Origin of the sequence: Gaetbulibacter aquiaggeris, from assembly GCF_044003965.1 — a bacterium.
Classification (GTDB): Bacteria; Bacteroidota; Bacteroidia; order Flavobacteriales; family Flavobacteriaceae; genus Yeosuana; species Yeosuana aquiaggeris.
The window spans coordinates 281,309-301,477 of the sequence record NZ_JBAWKC010000002.1 but is presented as its reverse complement, the minus strand read 5'-3'; the positions used below and the strand labels follow the sequence as shown (position 1 = coordinate 301,477).

Below are 20,169 nucleotides of genomic sequence, written 5' to 3'. Positions count from 1 at the left end.
TTTTAAATTTTAATTTAATTAAATTCCGGTTGGCTAATTTTATCGTATCCTGATCCTCTAATGGCCTCAAAGTTTGTGATTAATTCCTTTAGTTTTTCCGGATTGGATTGTGCAAGATTTTGATCTTGGTGCGGATCCTCACTTAAGTTATACAGTTGAAATTCTTTAGAATTACCTGTTTCAACACCCTTATTAATAAGTACTTTAGGTCCGTCATAAGGTGGAATTAATACCCAATCACCTTGTCTGAAAGCGGTTCTGGAGGTAGCTTCAAGAATAAGATTTTCACGTCCTTGATTCGTTTTTCCTAATAATAAATCTAACATATTTTCACTGTCTTTTGTTAAAACTTCACTACCTACTAATTGAGCCATAGAAGAAAGTAAGTCAACTTGAGATACAATAGCATCTGAAACACCTGGTTTAATTTTTCCTTTCCAATAAGCTATAAAAGGGACACGTGTTCCGGCCTCAAAAAGACTGTACTTGCCGCCACGTAATTCACCAGTTGGTTTGTGATTACCTAACTTTTCAATAGCTTGGTCTTCATAACCATCATCTAAAACGGGGCCATTATCACTCGATACAATAATTAAGGTGTTTTCAAGCAAGCCTTCTTGTTCTAAAGTTTTAATGAATTCTCCAACACACCAATCTGCTTCCATAATAACATCACCACGAGGTCCCATTCCAGAAGTCCCAACAAACCTTGGGTTAGGCGTTCTTGGAACATGAGGTTGCTGCAATGCGTAATATAAAAAGAATGGCTCTTCTTTGTGACTCTTCACATAGGCTTGAGCTTTGGCTAAAAAATGGTCAGCCATATCTTCATCAATCCATCTTGCAGATTGACCACCTTTCATGAAGCCTATTCGGGAAACACCATTTACAATGGCATTACTGTGTTGAGGATCGCCCTTAAACTTTAAGAGTTCAGGGTTTTCAGTTCCAGTAGGCTCTCCTTCAAAATTTTTATCATAATCGACCAGAATGGGATCGTTTGGATCCAAATTATCTACATAGCCATCTTGAATATATACCGTAGGAACCCGGTCTTGAGTTGCAGCCATAATGTAGCTATAGTCAAAACCTACTTCATTAGGACCTGGGGAAATATGAGAATTCCAATCAACATTTCCAGTGCCCAAGCCTAAATGCCATTTACCAACAATTCCCGTATGATAACCCTGAGTTTTTAAGATTTTAGGTAAGGTTACTTGAGCCGTATCAATAAGTAAAGGTGCCGTGCCGGGTAATATCTTAGCATTTTTATTTCTCCAAGGATAAGTCCCAGTTAAAAGCGCATACCTACTGGGTGAACAGGTGGCAGATGTGGCATAACCATTGGTAAATTTGATACCATTAGTAGCTAAATTATCAAAATTTGGTGTTGCTATTTCTGTTGCTCCGTAAGCGCTTAAATCACCATAACCTAAATCGTCTGCATAAATAAAAATTATATTTGGAGGACCATCTTCTTTTACTACTTGAGTGATTTCTTTAGTCTTGTCTTTACAAGAGCTCAAAATGATTATTAGCAAAAGGAGTATTACTTTCAAATTTTTCATTTAATTTTTATTTTGTTTATTAAATCTGTTTGGATGCTTCTCGTTATATTCTTTATCATCTCCTAATCCGTAAAATATAGGATCTGACATTTGTGAATTCCAGTTTTGATAGCTGGCTTGTAGGGTTTGAAAAATTTCGTTATCTTTTTCAATTAGATTGGTTGTTTCAGAAATATCTTCTTTTAAATTAAAAAGCATTTGTTCGTCCTTATGGACTATCATTTTGTCTCCATTACTATTTCTACATGCCACTTTATTTTGATCAAATTTTCTCCAAAACAAATAATCATGTGGTATACCCTTTTTTTCTCCTACTATATAAGGTATGAGATTTACACCATCTAATTCATTTTTTGATTGTATTGGAACCAAAGATTGAGCTATTACGGTTGAGAAAAGATCTAAGGATATTACAGGCGCCTCATAAGTCATGCCCTCAGGTATTTTTGCAGGCCATTTCATGGCAAAAGGCACATGAATGCCACCTTCAAAAACATCGCCTTTGCCACCTCTAAGGATGCCGTTATTGGACCCATTAACCTTTTCCGGACCACCATTATCTGATAAAAAACAAATAATCGTATTTTCTGTAAGCCCTAATTCTTCCAACTTTTTAAGAACATTTCCTACACCATCATCAACGGCACTTACCATGGCTGCGTATATTTTACGTTTAGGGTCTTTTATATCTTTAAATCTCGTTAGATATTTTTCTGTAGCTTGAAGCGGTGTATGCGGTGCATTATAGGCTAAATACATAAAAAATGGTTCCTCTTTATATTTTTCAATATAGCTAACAGCCTCTCTAGAAAGGGCATCTGTTAAGTATTCCTTTTCTTCTATTCTGTCATCATTTCTTAATAACTTTGTGTTATAAGCATCAAACTGAGCCTTTACTTCATATTCATCTTTTAAGGTCCATAATTCAGGAAAGTATTGATGTCCGCCGCTTAAAAATCCAAAAAAATCATCAAACCCTCTTTTTAACGGCCGTTGGCTAGTATGAGCGCCTAAGTGCCATTTGCCCAACGCGACCGATTTATAAGCTCCTTTTTTTAATGCCGTTGCTAATGTTTCTTCACTCAGCGGCAAACCCATTTCCGGGTCGTTTGGTGCAAACAAAGGATTTCTTCCAAAACCAAATCTGTCCTGATACCGGCCTGTTATCAAACCCGCTCTGCTTGGTCCACAAACAGCATAACTTACATAAGCATTAGTGAAATTTACTCCTTGTGTGGCAATTTTATCAATATTAGGGGTTGGTATATCTTTGCATCCGTTAAAGCCTACGTCCTGATATCCCAAATCATCGGCTAAAATGATGATGATATTTGGTGATGAACTTTTAATATGAATAGTTGAAGCATTGCTGGTTTGAGCATTAATGCAATTTGGCACAATTAATAGAACACATGCCATTAGCATTACCCAATTAAAAAAATTATCAAAAGTTGCCATATTTTCTGTTTTTATTAAAACGTTGATTCAAATTCTGGAATAGTCAAATTTAAGTTTAATAAAAAGATAGTTAAGGGTCGTATAAGTTCAATAAGAGGGTGAATTAGTTCAAAGTATAATAGAGCTATGGTTTTATTAGTTAATTCTAAAATAAATCTTTAATTTTTCGGCCAATTTTGTTTTATACATTGTTTTGACAAAGAGATGGATCATTTTTTTATTTATTTTACTTATAATAAGAGGGGATTGAGGCTAAAATTATCATGAAAAAAATAATATATATATTTGGTTTTTTGGTTTACTTCTCTACTTATTCGCAAGAGAGTGAGGTTAATTATGTTATTGATTTTATAACCACCAAACAAGGTTTGTCACATAACTATGTCTCCTCAATCGTAAGTGACGATTTAAATATTAAATGGATAGGCACTGAAAACGGGATTACCAAGTATAATGGGTATGATTTTGATTATATAAAACCGAGTAAAGATTATGATGGGCTATTAAATGAAAACATTGAAGTTCTTTTTAAAGACAGAGACAATAATTTATGGATAGGCACTAAAAGTGGAGGTTTATCATATTTAGATATTAAAAATAACACCATTAAAAACTTCAATCATCTCATTGATTTAGAAAATGAAGGAGATCTAAGAGTTATATCTCTGTCACAAGATGACAAGGGTAATATTTGGATTGGCACCTGGAGCAAAGGTGTTTTTCAAATTGACTTTCAAAATGAAAAACTTTTACAACAATTCAAAACTGTTTCACCTGTTTATACTATAGTCAATGATTTTAATGGGAATGTTTGGTATGCAATTAATAAAAGACTATATAAATATATTCCTATTGAAGATAAGAGGGAGACTTATGATTTTAATAATTTCATAACAGATATTCTGCCAGACGCATTTAGAAAAAAAATATGGATAACAACGAGTGGTCTTAACAACAAAAAACTTTTTAACTATAATTATGTTTCAAATGGCATTGAAACCATAGAAACAGAGGTAGTTTCAGAGTTTTCTAAAAAACTGTTTTTAGATAAAGACCATCATCTTTGGATTGGTACATGGGGATATGGTGTATACAAGAGCAACACTGAAATCACACAGTTTGATAAAATTGAATTACTTCCCAGAAACTCACAAAAGACAAGCGCCAATTATAACACCATATTAAATATCCATCAAGATAAAAATAATATCCTGTGGCTGGCAACTGCTAATGGTGGACTTGTAAGATTGGTTGAAAATAATGGGTTTAAAAATGCTGATAAATTAATTGATAATCCAGAATTAGAAGGCCATTTAAACACCTTATCCGTTTACAGAAATAATAACACCCTCTTTGTAGGCACTGTGTTTAGCGGCGTATATTATGGGAAAGACCTTTCTCAATTAAAGCAAATTAAAGAGGTTGGTAATATTAGAATATACAATCTTTATGAGTATGATGAAAAACTTTTTATTGGAACAAGTAAAGGGTTTTTTATTTTTGATCTGGTCTTAGAAAAAATTATTTTTTCATCAGATATTATAAACAAAGCCACTTCTTTTCATGTCGATAATGAGCGTAATCTGTATATTGGATCACAGCAACAAGGCCTCGCCATTGTTAAATTAGATAGTATTAATTATAAAGAGGCCTATGTTTTATATTCAGAAAATTCAACAAACAAACAGAAATTAGAGAGTAATAGAATAACCGGAATTCAAGAAGATCTTAATCATAACATTTGGATTGGTTCTTATAATGGCCTTCACCTTTTTAATCAGAAAGAAAAAACTTTTATAAATCAATCTTTGCTATTAAAAGAAAAACTCCCCAGCGTTATTATTAATTCAATTTCCTTAAAAGCTGATAATATTTGGCTAGCAACACCAAGTGGCCTTTTCAAGCTAAATTATAGAAATGAAAAATTAGAACTTTTAGAATCTATTACTAAAGAAAATGGACTTAATAGTGATTTTATTTGCGCGGTCACTTTTGATAACAATTCCAATATTTGGTTCAGTACGCATACAGAAATTGTTAAATACAACGAAGTAAATAAAACGATACTGAGTTATGGAGATATTAATGGCGTAAAATCAACGTCTTTCAATAATTCCAGTTTCTATAATTATAAAAATGAGCAGATTTATTTTGGTGGTATTGATAACATTACCTTTTTTAATCCTAATACCGTTACCAATATTAATTCGGTTCCAGAAATAATTTTTACTAATTTGAGAATAAATAATAACCTGATTCAATATAAAAAGGGAAGTAAAATTCTGGACAATAATATCAATTACGCCAAGGAAATCAAATTGACCCACAACGACAATTTTTTCTCTACCACTTTTGTGGCGAATGATTTTTTAGGAAAACTTAATATCAAATACCGTTACAAATTAGAAGGATATCAAGATTCTTGGATCGATTTACAAGATCGTAATGAAATAAATTTTGCCGGACTATCTCCAGGTAATTATTCTCTTAAAATTGAGGCTTCAAGAGACAATCAAATTTGGAGTGCCCCAAAATCAATAAATATCATCATGCTAACCTCTCCATGGAAAAGCACCTTAGCTTTAATTGGATATTTGATAGGAATTATTTTAATAGTTACTTATTTTATTAAATCAAATAATACCAAGTTAAAGTTAAAGAACAAACTTGAGATCGCCAGAATTGATAAGGAAAAGGAAATAGAACTGACTGAAGCCAAATTGAATTTTTTTACAAACATTTCGCATGAGTTCAGAACACCCTTAACACTTATTATTGGCCCCTTAAAAGAAATATTGGAAAATGAAAAACTATCAGCCAAAGCACTTAAAAATTTAAATTTAATTGATAGGAATACTAATAGATTACTAAACCTTATCAATCAATTGCTAGACTTTAGAAAAGCGGATCATGGTTTGTTGAAATTAGACGTTTCAAAAGGGAATTTTGTCAGGTTTGCTAATGAAGTATTCCTTTATTTTAAAGAAGCTGCCAAGACCAAAGACATTAAGTATAAGTTTAAAACTTCGCAAGAGGAAATCATATTTCCGTTTGACAGAAATAAAATGGAGATCGTACTTTGTAATTTACTTTCTAATGCGATTAAATATAGCCAGCCTGGAGATAGAGTGACCTTAAAAGTGGATGTGAATAACGAATATTGTATTTTCTCGGTAAAAGATACGGGCATAGGTATTAAAAGTGAGTACCTGGGTAAAATATTTGACCGATTTTTTCAAATTAAATCTGGTAATACCGCACGAATGATAGGTAGTGGTATAGGCTTAACATTTTCAAAAAAAATTGTTGAATTACATTACGGCACCATAGAGGTAACCAGCGAAAAAAATATTGGAAGTGAGTTTACAATTAAGCTGTCAATGGATCCCAAACTATATGGAGAGGCTTTAAACGATAACTTCCTTAATACTGACAATATAAACGCTTATAACACGAAAGATTTTGAACTTCCTGTTAAAAATTTAAATATCAATGCAAAGGATCACTCCGTATTAATTATAGATGATAATCTTGATATTTTAAATTATTTGAATGACATATTATCCGATAATTATAAAGTTTTACAAGCTGAAAATGGAGATCTTGGCTATGAAATGGCATCAACTGAAATACCAGATTTAATCATTAGCGATGTGATGATGCCAGGTAAAGATGGCATAACACTTTGTAAAGAATTAAAATCTCATATTAACACATCCCATATCCCAATCATTTTATTAACCGCAAGAACTTCAACCGTTTTTGAAATAGAAGGTTTAAAGACTGGCGCCGACGATTATATTACAAAACCCTTTAACGCCAATGTTATCAAGGCCAGAATTGCGAGTTTATTAGAAAACAGGGAGAAATCGAGAGCGCATTTACTGAATAAAGTGCGTTTTGAACCTACTGTTGATGAATTACATCCGGAAGCAGATACTGAGAATGCTTTTATAAATAAAGCGATCCTGTTAGTTGAGAATAATTTGGACAATCTGGAATTTGGGATTGAAAATATGGTTGATGATTTGCATATGAGTCAATCTACCCTATACAGAAAAATTAAATCCTTAACCGGACTTTCTTTAACTGCTTTTATAAGATCTGTTCGTTTAAAAAAAGCGGCTCACTTAATTATTTCTTCGGATTTAAACCTGAATCAAATTGCTTATGAAGTAGGATTTAATGACTATAAATATTTTAAAACCTCTTTTAAAAAGCAGTTTAACTGTTTGCCATCAAAGTATAAAGAATTGATTAAAAAGTAGTATAAAGCTACTATTTTTGGGGTATTGCATTATTTAGACCCCTAATTGATTTATTTAACCTACTAGTTTTCTTTTATTGTTTTCATCTTTGTTAGATAGTTAAATAACCTTTTACTAAACTAATTTCAAATCAAAACTATGAAAGTATTCTTTTTTTATTTTCTGCTATTAATTCCGATAGGGCAAATAGCTTTTTCACAAAATGTTATTACTGGAACAGTCACAGATAATAATGCTCAACCGTTACCTGGTGCAACAATCCTTATTGTAAACACCACAAAGGGAACAACAACTGATTTTGATGGTGCTTTTTCTTTAGAAGCATCTCAAGGAGATATTTTAGAAATATCCTTTGTTGGATTTAAAACCAATAGAATAACTATTGGAACAAGTAAAACCTACAAAATAGCCTTAGAAGAAGACGCTGCTCAACTTGATGAGGTAGTTGTTGTGGGTTATGGTACTCAAAAGAAAGTCAACTTAACAGGTTCTGTAGAGATGGTAACGTTTAAAGACGAGATCAACCAGCCCGTTACAAACGCCGGGCAATTATTGTATGGTCGGTTTACTGGTGTACAATTAACACAGACATCAGGGAGTCCTGGTGCTGATGGGTCTTCAATAGTCATCAGGGGTATTGGTACTTTTGGTGGGCAGTCTCCATTAATAGTGATAGACAATATTCAATATGATGATTTAGCAGCCTTTAATAGTTTAGCGCCTTCAGATATTGAAAGTATAACCGTTCTAAAGGATGCTGCAGCGCTTTCTATTTATGGATCTAGAGCTGCCAATGGGGTGGTTTTAGTAACTACCCGCAGAGGTGAAGCAGATAAGTTTGAAATAAGTTATAATAGTTATTACGGGGTTCAAGATGTAACCGTTAAACCAGATTTTCTTGGATCTTTGGATTATGCCACTTTAATGAATGAAAAATTCTTTAATGAAGATGGTCCTGGATTTTTACCAAGATATACACCTGACCAAATAGAGGCTATAAGAACAGGGTCATTACCAGATCAGTTTGCTGATACCAATTGGGCAGACGCTGTGTTGAGACAAGCGTCTATTCAAAACCACAATTTATCGTTTACAGGCGGTAGCGAAAAATCGACCTACAGATTGTCTTTAGGGTATTTAGGTCAGGATGCTATTATAAAAAGTAAATTTAAAAGTGAACGTTATAATTTAAGCTTTAATATAAATTCTAAGCTAAAAGAATGGTTTACTTTAAGTAGTGTTACCAATGCGTTTTGGAAACATAATGAAGGACCAACAGGAGGTCAAAATGCTTTTAGTGGCGATAATGGAATCATTTATTCCTTTCAAAGGGCTGCTCCTACCATTCCACTTTTTTACAGTAATGGAGAGTATGGGGTCGTTGATGGTGCATGGTTAAATTCCAATCCGTCGTTTTTGACTCAGAATGCTTTAAGAAGAGGTTATTTAGGAAATTTTGAAAGCGATAACATTAATGTAAGCCAAAGAATAGGGGCTACTATTAAATTATCTAAAAATTTAACCTTTGAAACCAGTGGAAGTGCAAACATTATTTACTCAAACACCTCTGATTTTAGCCCAAGGCAATTACAAAATTCTTATGATGGGGACCTTGTTATTCAAGGGCTTCTAAACAATCTAGATAATTCCACTAATTTTGAATACACCTTATTAAATGAGAATATTTTAAGATTTAATAAAAGCTTTAACAAAGCACATAATTTTGGAGCTTTATTAGGTTATTCTGCCACCTATATTAAAAATGATGGTTTTAGTGGAACATTAAGTGGATTTCCAACAGATAACATTGAAGAATTCAATGGAGGTGGTATCATCAATCCGGCAGTATCTGGAGGTGCTTATGAAGATACTTGGCAATCCTTTTTTGGTAGAGTAAATTATAATTATAAAGAAAAATATTTAGCAGAGTTCAATTTAAGACGTGATGGCTCTTCAAGATTTGGTCCAGATAATGCCTATGGTAATTTTCCATCAGCTTCAGCGGGCTGGAGGGTTTCTAAGGAAAAATTTATGGAGAAATTAGATTTCATAAATAATTTTAAGATCAGAGCCAGCTGGGGTATTACGGGTAATGATAGAATTGGCAGAAATATTTGGGAGCAAACGTATAACCCAGATCAAGACTATGTTTTAGGAAATGATACAAATGTTGTTGGTGTAGCGATAACTAGTTTAGCAAATCCTACTATCAGATGGGAAGAAACGGAGCAATATGATATTGGCTTAGATATTAGTTTATTTAACAACAAAGTAGAATTTGTAGCCGATTATTTTAATAGAAATAGTAACGATATACTTTACACTAATTTTCCAATTCCTAACACCTTAGGTATTAGTAATCTTGGAGCTCAAAATGCGGCTTCTATGGTGAATAGAGGTTTAGAGCTAGGTTTGAATTACAGAGGTAATGTTGGAGAAGCTAAATTTAGTTTAGGAGCCAATGTCACCAAGTTTATAAAAGCTGAGGTCACTGGTTTGGGTGAAGGAGGAGAAGAAACAATATCAGGTATAGATATTATACGAATAGGAGCACCTTATAGAGCTTATTTTGGATATCAAGCCATAGGTGTATTTCAAAGTGTAGCAGAAATAGCTGATTCACCAACACAGTTTGGAAATGCAAATACAGGGCCTGGCGATTTCAAATATGCAGATATTTCTGGACCAGATGGTGTGCCTGATGGCGTTGTTGATGCCGATGACAGAACCATTATTGGTAACCCTAATCCAGATATATTAGTTAACTTTAATGGGGCTATTGAATACAAAGGCTTTGATTTAAATGTCCTGTTTCAAGGTGTAAGTGGTGTAGACAGACTACTTATGGGTAATGGTAATTTACCAATGGCAGACGACAGAAGTAACGTGTTAAGTTATTGGATCAATAGATGGACACCAGAAAATCCTAGTAATAACTTACCACGAATTGGGGGAGAAGATAATACCAGAGTGTCAAGTTTTTATGTTCAGGACGCCTCTTATTTAAGAGTCAAATCTCTTGAATTAGGTTACTCATTACCCCAAGATGTTCTTGACAAATTAAATATTACAAAACTACGTGTTTTTATAGGAGGTCAAAACTTATTCACCTTTACAGGCTTAGAATATTTTGATCCTGAAGGTGGAAGTGGTAGTCAAAGTAACAGAAATGCCCCGCTTTATAAAACAATTACATTTGGTTTAAACCTAAAATTATAAAAAAAATGAAAAAGATACTATTAGCAATTTGTATCGTTTTTACGGTGGTTAGCTGTAATAACGATTATTTGGAAACACCATCATTAACACAAATAGCCGAAGGTAATTTTTGGCAAAGTGAGGCCGATGCATTTTTAGCATTGAATGGCGTGTATTCAACACTTCAATCCAGGTCTATGTATGGTGGAAATTTAAATGGTTGGCAAGGGTTTCCTGGTTTTGATAATTTAGGAGATAATGCTTTTAACCAATATAAATGGGAAGGACCAGGGATTTTTATGGAAGGCACCTATGACCCAACAAGAGGACAATTCACTGCAGTTTGGAATGATCTTTACAGAGGTATTGCAAGAGTGAATGCTGTTATTAAAAATGTAAATGAAATATCTGAGGATTTAGTGCCTCTGGAAAGTAAAGAAGCTTTATTAGGTCAATCCTATTTTTTAAGAGCACTTTTCTATTTTAATTTAGCAGTATACTATGAGGATGCCCCATTAATTACAGAGCCTCAAACTTTAGAAAATGCCTATGTAGCAAAAAATACGTATTCAGAAATAACTGAACAAATAAGAGAAGATTTAAAGTTTGCTATTAAATCGTTACCGGTAAGCCATCCTGATGATTTGTATGGCTATGCTACTAAAGGAGCCGCTTTAGGGCTTTTTGCCAGAGTTCAGTTATATAATAAGCAATATGATGGCGAATTTGGAGTCCTTGCATTAACAGAAGAAGCCTTAGGTTTAGGATATTCACTGCATCCCAATTATGCCGCATTATTTACACAAGCCAATGAAACATCTCCAGAAATTGTGTTTTCAATTCGTTTCTTAAGAGGTGCCGACACTAATAACGGAGAAATATTTTCCGGAACCTATGCCGGTACTCCAAAAATTGATCAAAGACCCATGCCTAATTTAGTAAAGGATTATTATTGTACAGACGGTTTACCTATTACTAGTTCTCCTCTATACAATGCTGCAGACCAAAGACTCAATAGAGACCCTAGAGCATTAGCAACTATATACTTTAAAGGCGACCAGTATTTTGATGATCCTGTTAGAATTTTTCCGGGAAATGGACCTACAGGTTACGGCATGCGTAAGTATATTAGAACAGGACCAGATGCCGAAGGTAATGGCTCAGCTTCAGATAGTTCTCAGGATTTCTATGTTATTAGGTATGCAGATATTTTATTAATGCGTGCAGAAGCCATGGCTGAAACAGGAGATGTAACGGGAGCCACTGCTTTGGTTAATCAGGTTAGAGCCCGTGTAGGCATGCCAAGTGTAGAAAGTGCAGAAGGCTCTGTGGGTCAAGCACAAATGATTCAAATCGTGAGACATGAAAGACGTGTAGAACTAGCCTTAGAAGGATTGCGCTTTATGGATTTAAAACGTTGGGGAACTGTTGAAGACGCCTTTAACCGTGCTATTTCAGATGGCGCGAGTGGATATAACCCACAATATTTAGGAAAACGATCTGAAATATTCCCTATTCCACAAGTAGAAATAGATGTGAATCCTAACTTAAAGCAACACCCAGCATACTTGTAATAACACTAAAAAAATTATTAAAATGAAGAAGTATTTATCAATATTAATATTTTCATTACTTATAGTAAGTTGTGAAAAAAATGTCATTGGAGATTTTGAGCAATCAGCGTATTTTGGTGCTGATCAAGAACTTCCAGCAGACTTAAGTAAAAAAGGTGTCGCCTATACTAACAGAGGCAAGAATTGGTCACATAAAACGAGTGCGCTTAAAGCACACTGGATGTATAGCTGGGGAAGAGTCCTAGCTGAAGAAGTTCCTGAAAATGTGGAGTTTGTACCTATGTTTTGGGGAAAGGGTTCTGTAACCGATGAAAATATTGCAGCCACAAAACAGCTTGTTGCTGATGGAAAAGTAAAGTATGTTTTAGGTTTTAATGAGCCTGATGGTGCAGAACAAGCCAATATGTCAGTTGATGAAGCCATTGCTTTATGGCCAAAATTAGAAGAATTAGGTGTGCCACTAGGATCTCCTGCTACTGTTGGTCCAACAAATGCTTGGATGACTGAGTTTATGACTCGTGCAGATGAATTAGGATTAAGAATTGATTTTGTTACTGTACATAGCTATGGTGGCGCTAACGCGTTAAGTTTTATTAATAAGTTGAAAGAAACACATGAAGCGTATAATAGACCTATTTGGGTAACGGAGTTTGCGGTGGCTGATTGGAATGCCACGACCCCTGAAAACAACAGATACACTAATGCAGAAGTGATTCGGTTTATGCAAGAAGCCACTCAAGCCATGAATTCTATTGAGTGGGTTATACGTTACTCATGGTTTGACGGACAAAATGCACCTTTAGCAACCTCTGGTTTATTTGATGCTGAAGGTAATATAACAGCATTAGGTGAAGTGTATGCAGCTATTAATGCCAACGAAGCCATAGGCCCAGGTCAGGATACTGACTACGTACCACCGGTTGATTTAGATGAAATTATGGTAAACGGTGGTTTTGAAGCAGGAATAGCGCCTTGGGGTGGTTTTAAAAATGGTGCTGTTGGAACCGCTACTACAGAACCTTTAACAGGTAATTTTTCTGGTAGGATAGACAATGGTGATGGTGCATTAAATCAAGTTGTGCCTGTAGAAGAGGGTAAAACCTATATTTTTAAATATAATTCTAAATGGCGAGATGCAGTTACAAATGGTTTTACACCTGTAATACGAAATAATAGCGGTAATGCTGTATTATTTACATTAAACTCTGTGCCACTTACCACATCCTGGGAAGAAACCGTTTTTGAGTTTACCGTGCCAGCAGGGGTGTCAGAATTAAAGATCGTTTTCTATAAAGGGCAAGGCTTTCCGCCAATCTTTTTAGATGATGTGTCTTTAAAACTTAAATAAAAATAACCGAGCAACTTTCGTGATGTGACTTCATGAAAGTTGCAAATATTAATTATTAACTAATAAAACAAAACATTATGAAAAAAATTACTTTTTTAATTACTTTATTAACCATCTCTGTAAGTTTTGGGCAAACAAATCTTATTATAAATGGTGATTTTGAAACTGGAGATATATCTTCATGGACCGGTAGTTATGGCACAGATGCCGTGATGGCTGCTGATGTTGTTGGAGCTGGAACAACACATAGTGGCACATATGCCGGTAGGGCCCAAAATTGGGGGACTGGCGCTACTTCTTTTCTGCAAGCTGTTGATGTAACACCAGGTCAAACATATATAGTTAATTTTTGGTTCACATTTTCGGCTTTTACCCCTAGCACTAATGTTGTGATGAAATCTTTTGATGGCGCTACAGGTGGCGCTAATCTAGTTTTAACACCTATTGTTGCTGATAATGGTAGAAACGCCACTAATAACGTGAATTATGGTTGTGGTATTGCGGACCTAGATCCTACATATGCTTGGAAAGAAGCTAAATTTTCATTTACTGTACCAGCAACTGGTGTAACGAGTGTAAGATTTCAATATTATAATAATAACGTAGGATATTTTAAATATATAGATGATGTTTCCATTGTTTTGGATGCTACAGCTTCATTAGAAGACTTACAAAAATTTGGTTTTAATGCCTCACCTAACCCTGCAACAGATTATATCAATCTATCCGCATCAAAAAATATTAATAAAATAGAAATATATAATGTGGTTGGTCAACTGGTAGAAAGCAGAGTTTTAAACTCTAATAACAATCGTGTTAATGTTTCAAACCTTTCAAAAGGTATTTATATCATGAAAGCTTTTATAGAGGACGCTGCAGGTACCTATAAATTTGTGAAGCAATAACAATAGATTATGTGATTAATAGCTTTATAAAATGACAGAAATAAACCCGTTTGTTTCTGTCATTTTTAATTTTTAATAGTCTAAATAAAACTTTTAACTAAAATAGAATACTCATATTTTGACAGCCATTTGTAATCGTTTAAATAAGATTTTCATTTGTTTTCTTATCATGATTGTTTCTTCTTGTATCAATGATAAAACAAAAGACACAGCATTAAATCTTGAAAAGAACATCACGCTACCTAATATCATTGTGATTATAGTGGATGATGCCGGTTATGTTGATTTTGGGTTTATGGGTAGTAAAGATTTAGACACCCCAGAAATAGATAAGTTAGCTGCAGATGGCGTAATTTTTACAGATGCGCACGTAAGTGCTACCGTATGCGCGCCTTCAAGAGCGGGACTTTTAACAGGAAAATACCAACAACGCTTTGGTTTTGAAGCCAATGGCACAGGAGATGAACATTCTGGAGATATTGGCTTATCTGATAATGTGGTCACCTTGGCTGAAGTGTTTAAAAAGAATAACTATAAAACAATTGCTATCGGCAAGTGGCATCTGGGTGCCACAGCCACTGATCATCCAAACAAAAGGGGCTTTGATGAGTTTTATGGGTTTTTAGCAGGGGGCCGGTCTTACTTTCCTATGACAAATCCTTCAACAGAACACATGCTTCAGCAAAATGGAAAACAAGTAACTTTTGATGGCTATTTAACAGACGTATTAGGAGATCGCTCTGTCAATTTTATTGAAGAAAACAAAGACCATCCATTTTTTATGTACTTAGCTTACAATGCGGTACATACGCCCATGGAAGCCAAACAAGCAGATCTGGAGAAATATAAAGACCACTCCCGACAGGATTTAGCGGCCATGACCTGGTCTTTAGACGAAAACATAGGAAAACTTAGAAATAAATTAAAAGAATTAGAGATTCTGGATAATACCCTTATTTATTTTATAAGTGACAATGGCGGAGCGCATAACAATAGTTCTGAAAACGGTATTTTAAAAGGATGGAAAGGCAATGAATTTGAAGGGGGTCATCGTGTGCCTTTTGTAGTGAGTTGGCCAGCTAAAATTCAATCAAATCAAAAGTTTGAAGGTTTAACATCCTCCTTAGATATTTTTACTACTTCTTTAGCCGCTGCCGATATTAAAAAAGAAGACCATTTAATTTTAGATGGCGTTAATTTGTTACCCTATTTGCTTCAAGAAAAATCAGGCAGTCCGCATGCAGAACTTTATTGGCGCAAGCTAGACGAATCTGCTGCCAGATTGGGCGATTATAAGCTGGTCAAATTAAAAGGGTATGGTTCTACCATGTATAACCTGTCAAATGATTTGGGTGAATTAAATGATTTATCTGCAAAGGATACAGTAGCACTTAATCAAATATCAACAAAACTTTCAACATGGGAATCCAAAATGATAACGCCTCTTTGGCGTGAGGGGAAACCATGGGAAGATGTTACCTACCATATTCAAAAAAGATTGATGGAAAATAAGCCTGTTTTGTATAAGGATCCCGCAGAAGAAAAAGAATATCTATCGCACTAAGGCTTTAAAAACGAATGACATAATACTATGAAAAAGGGAATCTTATTAATTTGGATTATTAATTCGTGTCTTAGTTTTGCACAAAATATAATTGTAAATGGCAATTGGGAAGCTACGGGAACCATGTCTGGTGTACCGGCACCATGGATGTCTATAAATCCTACGCAAGTCTTAGTTGATGATTTAACTGCTTCTACATGTGGTAATATTAACAATGGGAATGGCACCATTTATCAGGTTTTTAATGTAACCCCCAATGAAACTTATAATGTCGTATTTGATTATAGATGGTTTAGTGGTGCAGGAACCTACAACATGACCGTAAGAGTTAAAGATGGTATTACTGGAGGCAGTGATTTAGGAACTCTGGTTTTAAACTCCACACCAGATACTTGGTATACAGGATCTTTTTCTTTTACAGCACCAACAGGAGTTACAACGGCCAGAATTATCTTTTTTAAAGATGCAGGTAACCGGCCTTTAAGAATGGACAATGTATTTATTGCAACACAAGGCTCCTTATCCAGTTTTGTAGATTCTAATACACCCATAAACGCACAACCTTTAGGAGTAGCTGGAAATTGGGATTTAGACTTTAGTGACGAATTTAATGACGTGTCAATTAACACATCCAAATGGGTTGTAAGTGTTAGCAGTTCAGCGAGAGCCGCTAGACCAAATTTAGGGGTGACCGATTGGTGGTGGAAGCCACAAAATGCTTTTTTAAATGGTACTGGCGACCTGGTTTTAAGAGGTACAAAAGTAGATAATAACACCATGTATTGCGGCAGTGTTGAAAGCAAAAACCTTTATGAACCAACCTATGGCTATTTAGAGGCGCGTATTAAAATTGCTAAAACGGCTAAAGGAAACCACACGGCTTTCTGGCTTCAAGGACATAATCAGGGAAATGTTGATAATTCAGCTGCTGATGGTGCTGAAGTGGATATTTTTGAATCTGCCTGGAATAATAATACTACCAAAGCTGTTGTACATTTTGATGGGTATGGTGCGTTTAAAAAAAACCACACTATTGGATTCAATACCCCAAATTTACATACGGGATACCATGTTTTTGGCCTGTATTGGACCGCGACCAGTATGGATATTTATTATGATGGTGTAAAAGTGGTGTCAACAAGTGCTAGCAAACCTTTTCCTTTTACGGTAGATCCAAACGGCTATCCTTTAGTCCCTCAAGTTCCTGAGTGGTTATGGCTTTCAGTGGGCGCCAGTTTTGCTGATGGCGATTTTCAAAGTCAGGCCGTTGGCACCTTATCAGATGCCTTAGTTGATTATGTACGGGTTTATAAATCATCCACCACATTAGGATTTGAAAGGTCTGGCTTTGATAAAAAATTTATTTTATATCCAAATCCAACAAAAAACAGAATCACTATAAAATCTCAAGAATCCAATTATACCCTTAAAGTATATGATTTGAATGGCAGACTTATAAGAAGTTCTAAAGAATCAAAATCAGCAACCATAGACGTTAGCCATTTTGCTAAAGGCCTATATGTATTTAAAATAATTTCAAATCAAAATGTGTCTAACTATCAAATAGTAGTCAACTAATAGAATAAAAAAAAGTATAAAATATTTAAGTGCCGGGACAATTTATATTATTACAGGGTTATTAGCAATCTTGATATCAGTTAGTTTTACAAGTGAGGCTACTGAACAGTATGCGATGTATAAATTTACTCTTTGGAGCCATTAAGATAATATGTAATTAACTTATTATCTGTATTTTATAGAATAATAAACCGATGGGAGAGTACTTTAAAAACCCTAAATATCTTTATTTATATAGTTACTAACAATACATAAGAAACCTATATGAAATACTTATTATCATTTTTATTATTATTTAGTTTGGGAATTACGTCAGTTCTTGCTCAGGAAGAAATTCTTTACAAAGAGATTGATTCAACACAACTTTTCTTAGAAGTTTATTACCCTGATTCATTTGATATTTCTAAAAATCACCCAGCGATGCTGTTCTTTTTTGGAGGTGGATGGATTAATGGTGATCGGAAGCATTTCTTGCAACAGGCAAAATACTTCGCGAAACGAGGATTGGTATGTTTTTTAGCTGATTACAGAATAGAAAACAAACACAATACCACTCCTTTTGAATCATTAAAAGACGCAAAATCTGCCATAAGGTTCTTAAGGGCCAATGCAACTAAATTTAATATTGATCCGGACAAAATAATTGCTTCGGGAGGGTCCTCCGGTGGGCATCTTGCCGCCGCTACGGCCTTAATAGACGGGTATAATGAAAGTTCTGATGATCGCTCCATTAGCTCAGTTCCAAACGCACTTGTATTGTTTAATCCGGTCATTGATAATGGACCCGGTGGTTACGGAAATGAAAGAATTGGAATGGCATATAAAGATTTTTCCCCCTTACACAATATAAAAAAAGAAACCCCACCAATGATTTTATTTCTGGGTACTGAAGACAAATTAATTCCTGTTGAAACCGCTCAATATTTTAAAGTGGCTATGGAAAATATTGGGAACCGATGCGACCTTATGCTATATGAAGGTGAAGGACACGGTTTTTTCAATCATAGACATTTTGAATTTTATAAGAATACCGTCTTGGAAACAGATAAATTTTTACAATCACTGGGGTATTTAAAGAAGGAGCCATTTGTGAACATCGAATTTTAAATAATCTGAAATAATTATTAAAATGTTTATAAGATCGAAACTTTTATTTTAAATCAAACTTAGGTTTATTATCAAATCATCGTTAACTAATAAAACAATATATACTTATATAACATGAAAAACATAACATTAATTTTATGTGTTTTGCTTCTCTTTTCTAACTGTACAAAGGTTTACTATGTTGATGCTGCATCAGGCAATGATTCTAATTCTGGAAAATCGCCTTCTAAAGCATGGGCTTCCTTACAAAAAGTTAACCAGATCATTTTTAAACCCGGGGATAAAATTCTGTTTAAATCTGGAACAACTTACTTTGGACAATTAGAACCAAAAGGCAGTGGTATTAAAGAAAAACCAATCCTTATGGATCGATATGGGTCAGGCAGGAAACCAGCCATTCATGGTAAGGGAGAAAAATTACATACAGTTCTACTTAACAATGTTGAATACTGGGAAATTAGAAATTTAGAAATCACGAATACAGGTAACGAACGCGCAGCAAATAGAAGAGGTGTTATTATAAGAGCTGAAAATTTTGGTGATTGCCATCATATTATTTTAGATAGCTTAGAAATACATCATGTCAATGGTAGTTTAGTAAAAAAAGATGGTGGAGGCGGTGCGATACTATGGCAAAATTTGGGTCAAAAAATACCGACGCGCTTTGTAGATTTAATCATTCAGAATAGTTATCTGCATCATACTGGTAGAAATGGTATTAACTCTAGAGGAAATACAAGTAGAGATAAATGGTTTCCTAGCACTGGAGTCATCATTCGAAATAATGTATTGGAAAACATTCCGGGGGATGGTATTGTTCCAATTGGTTGTGAAGGTGCCATTATTGAAAATAATGTGCTTCGTGATTTTCCCGATATTTTGTCGCATGAAGAAGCTGCCGCAGGTATTTGGCCATGGAGTTCAGATAATACTTTAATTCAATATAATGAAGTAAGCGGACATAAGGCTAAATGGGACGGGCAGGGATTTGATTCTGATTACAATTGTACAGGAACTATCATTCAATATAACTATAGCCATGATAATTACGGTGGTTTTCTACTCATTTGTAATAATGGGTTTACTTTCAAGAGTACTGGGAATATCGGAACAAAAAATACTATTATAAGGCATAATATTAGTATCAACGACGGTATACGCCCTTATCCCACCCAACGAAAAGGGGATTTTTCTCCTATCTTTCACATCACTGGCCCCACTGAAAACATAACGATTCATAACAATGTTATTATTCTTCCAGAAAAAACATTGGATAATACCATTGTGAATATGGACAACTGGGGTAATCTTTGGCCGGTAAACACCTTATTTGAAAATAATATTTTCTATACTGACACAACAGGCAGATTCCTGTTTGGTGAAGATACAGGAACTCAGTTTAATAGTAATAATTATTACGGAACCATAGTAGATCTTCCTAAAGACTTAAACGCTATTTTTAATAAACCCAATTTTATAAATGAAAATGCCAGAGGAAACGGCTTTGAAACATTAAAAAATTTCATGCTGCAAAAAAACGATTCACTTTTAAAACGGAACATTGGGACGTCTAACAAAATTTTAGTTAACATAAACTAATG

11 protein-coding genes are annotated in these 20,169 nt (G+C 34.5%); 9 read left to right on the top strand and 2 right to left on the bottom strand.

The genetic code is table 11. The features are described from left to right. Nucleotides 1-14 precede the first annotated feature (14 nt). Both V8G56_RS07665 and V8G56_RS07660 read right to left on the bottom strand, forming a co-directional pair. A complete protein-coding gene (locus V8G56_RS07665) occupies nucleotides 15-1,568 on the bottom strand; it encodes a sulfatase family protein (RefSeq protein WP_395437855.1) in 1,554 nt (517 codons plus the stop codon). After that, a complete protein-coding gene (locus V8G56_RS07660; protein WP_395437854.1) occupies nucleotides 1,569-3,026 on the bottom strand; it encodes a sulfatase-like hydrolase/transferase in 1,458 nt (485 codons plus the stop codon). A 263-nt stretch (nucleotides 3,027-3,289) separates the two neighbouring features. On the opposite strand from V8G56_RS07660, the gene V8G56_RS07655 reads away from it, so the two are divergent. The 9 genes from V8G56_RS07655 to V8G56_RS07615 all read left to right on the top strand — a co-directional run bounded on the left by V8G56_RS07655 (nucleotide 3,290) and on the right by V8G56_RS07615 (nucleotide 20,167). Further along, nucleotides 3,290-7,294, top strand: a complete 4,005-nt coding sequence (locus V8G56_RS07655; protein ID WP_395437853.1) for a hybrid sensor histidine kinase/response regulator transcription factor — start codon at nucleotides 3,290-3,292, stop codon at nucleotides 7,292-7,294. A 138-nt stretch (nucleotides 7,295-7,432) separates the two neighbouring features. Beyond that, a complete protein-coding gene (locus tag V8G56_RS07650; protein WP_395437852.1) occupies nucleotides 7,433-10,513 on the top strand; it encodes a SusC/RagA family TonB-linked outer membrane protein in 3,081 nt (1,026 codons plus the stop codon). A 5-nt stretch (nucleotides 10,514-10,518) separates the two neighbouring features. After that, complete coding sequence (locus V8G56_RS07645) at nucleotides 10,519-12,066, top strand: RagB/SusD family nutrient uptake outer membrane protein (RefSeq protein ID WP_395437851.1); 1,548 nt, start codon at nucleotides 10,519-10,521, stop codon at nucleotides 12,064-12,066. Nucleotides 12,067-12,088: 22 nt separating this feature from the next. Continuing rightward, nucleotides 12,089-13,414, top strand: coding sequence for a glycosyl hydrolase (locus V8G56_RS07640; RefSeq protein ID WP_395437850.1), 1,326 nt, complete (start codon nucleotides 12,089-12,091; stop codon nucleotides 13,412-13,414). A 77-nt stretch (nucleotides 13,415-13,491) separates the two neighbouring features. Further along, entirely contained in the window at nucleotides 13,492-14,319 is an 828-nt protein-coding gene (locus V8G56_RS07635; RefSeq protein ID WP_395437849.1) for a T9SS type A sorting domain-containing protein, read from the top strand. 169 nt (nucleotides 14,320-14,488) lie between these two features. Continuing rightward, nucleotides 14,489-15,883 (top strand): sulfatase-like hydrolase/transferase, encoded by a 1,395-nt coding sequence (locus V8G56_RS07630; protein ID WP_395437848.1) that lies wholly within the window; start codon nucleotides 14,489-14,491, stop codon nucleotides 15,881-15,883. 27 nt (nucleotides 15,884-15,910) lie between these two features. Then, on the top strand, nucleotides 15,911-17,461 hold the full coding sequence (locus tag V8G56_RS07625; protein WP_395437847.1) for a T9SS type A sorting domain-containing protein: 1,551 nt from the start codon (nucleotides 15,911-15,913) through the stop codon (nucleotides 17,459-17,461). Between the two features lie 264 nt (nucleotides 17,462-17,725). Continuing rightward, complete coding sequence (locus V8G56_RS07620; RefSeq protein ID WP_395437846.1) at nucleotides 17,726-18,568, top strand: alpha/beta hydrolase; 843 nt, start codon at nucleotides 17,726-17,728, stop codon at nucleotides 18,566-18,568. Nucleotides 18,569-18,682: 114 nt separating this feature from the next. Next, the gene (locus V8G56_RS07615) at nucleotides 18,683-20,167 is read left to right on the top strand and encodes a right-handed parallel beta-helix repeat-containing protein (protein WP_395437845.1); all 1,485 of its coding nucleotides are present in this window, start codon (nucleotides 18,683-18,685) and stop codon (nucleotides 20,165-20,167) included. Nucleotides 20,168-20,169 lie beyond the last annotated feature (2 nt).

Bases quoted from the DNA above. Each gene is read 5' to 3' on its own strand.
- V8G56_RS07645 (WP_395437851.1), top strand. From the start codon at position 10,519: ATGAAAAAGATACTATTAGCAATTTGTATCGTTTTTACGGTGGTTAGC.
- V8G56_RS07660 (WP_395437854.1), bottom strand. From the start codon at position 3,026: ATGGCAACTTTTGATAATTTTTTTAATTGGGTAATGCTAATGGCATGT.
- V8G56_RS07655 (WP_395437853.1), top strand. From the start codon at position 3,290: ATGAAAAAAATAATATATATATTTGGTTTTTTGGTTTACTTCTCTACT.
- V8G56_RS07665 (WP_395437855.1), bottom strand. From the start codon at position 1,568: ATGAAAAATTTGAAAGTAATACTCCTTTTGCTAATAATCATTTTGAGC.
- V8G56_RS07625 (WP_395437847.1), top strand. From the start codon at position 15,911: ATGAAAAAGGGAATCTTATTAATTTGGATTATTAATTCGTGTCTTAGT.
- V8G56_RS07650 (WP_395437852.1), top strand. From the start codon at position 7,433: ATGAAAGTATTCTTTTTTTATTTTCTGCTATTAATTCCGATAGGGCAA.
- V8G56_RS07640 (WP_395437850.1), top strand. From the start codon at position 12,089: ATGAAGAAGTATTTATCAATATTAATATTTTCATTACTTATAGTAAGT.
- V8G56_RS07615 (WP_395437845.1), top strand. From the start codon at position 18,683: ATGAAAAACATAACATTAATTTTATGTGTTTTGCTTCTCTTTTCTAAC.
- V8G56_RS07635 (WP_395437849.1), top strand. From the start codon at position 13,492: ATGAAAAAAATTACTTTTTTAATTACTTTATTAACCATCTCTGTAAGT.
- V8G56_RS07630 (WP_395437848.1), top strand. From the start codon at position 14,489: ATGATTGTTTCTTCTTGTATCAATGATAAAACAAAAGACACAGCATTA.
- V8G56_RS07620 (WP_395437846.1), top strand. From the start codon at position 17,726: ATGAAATACTTATTATCATTTTTATTATTATTTAGTTTGGGAATTACG.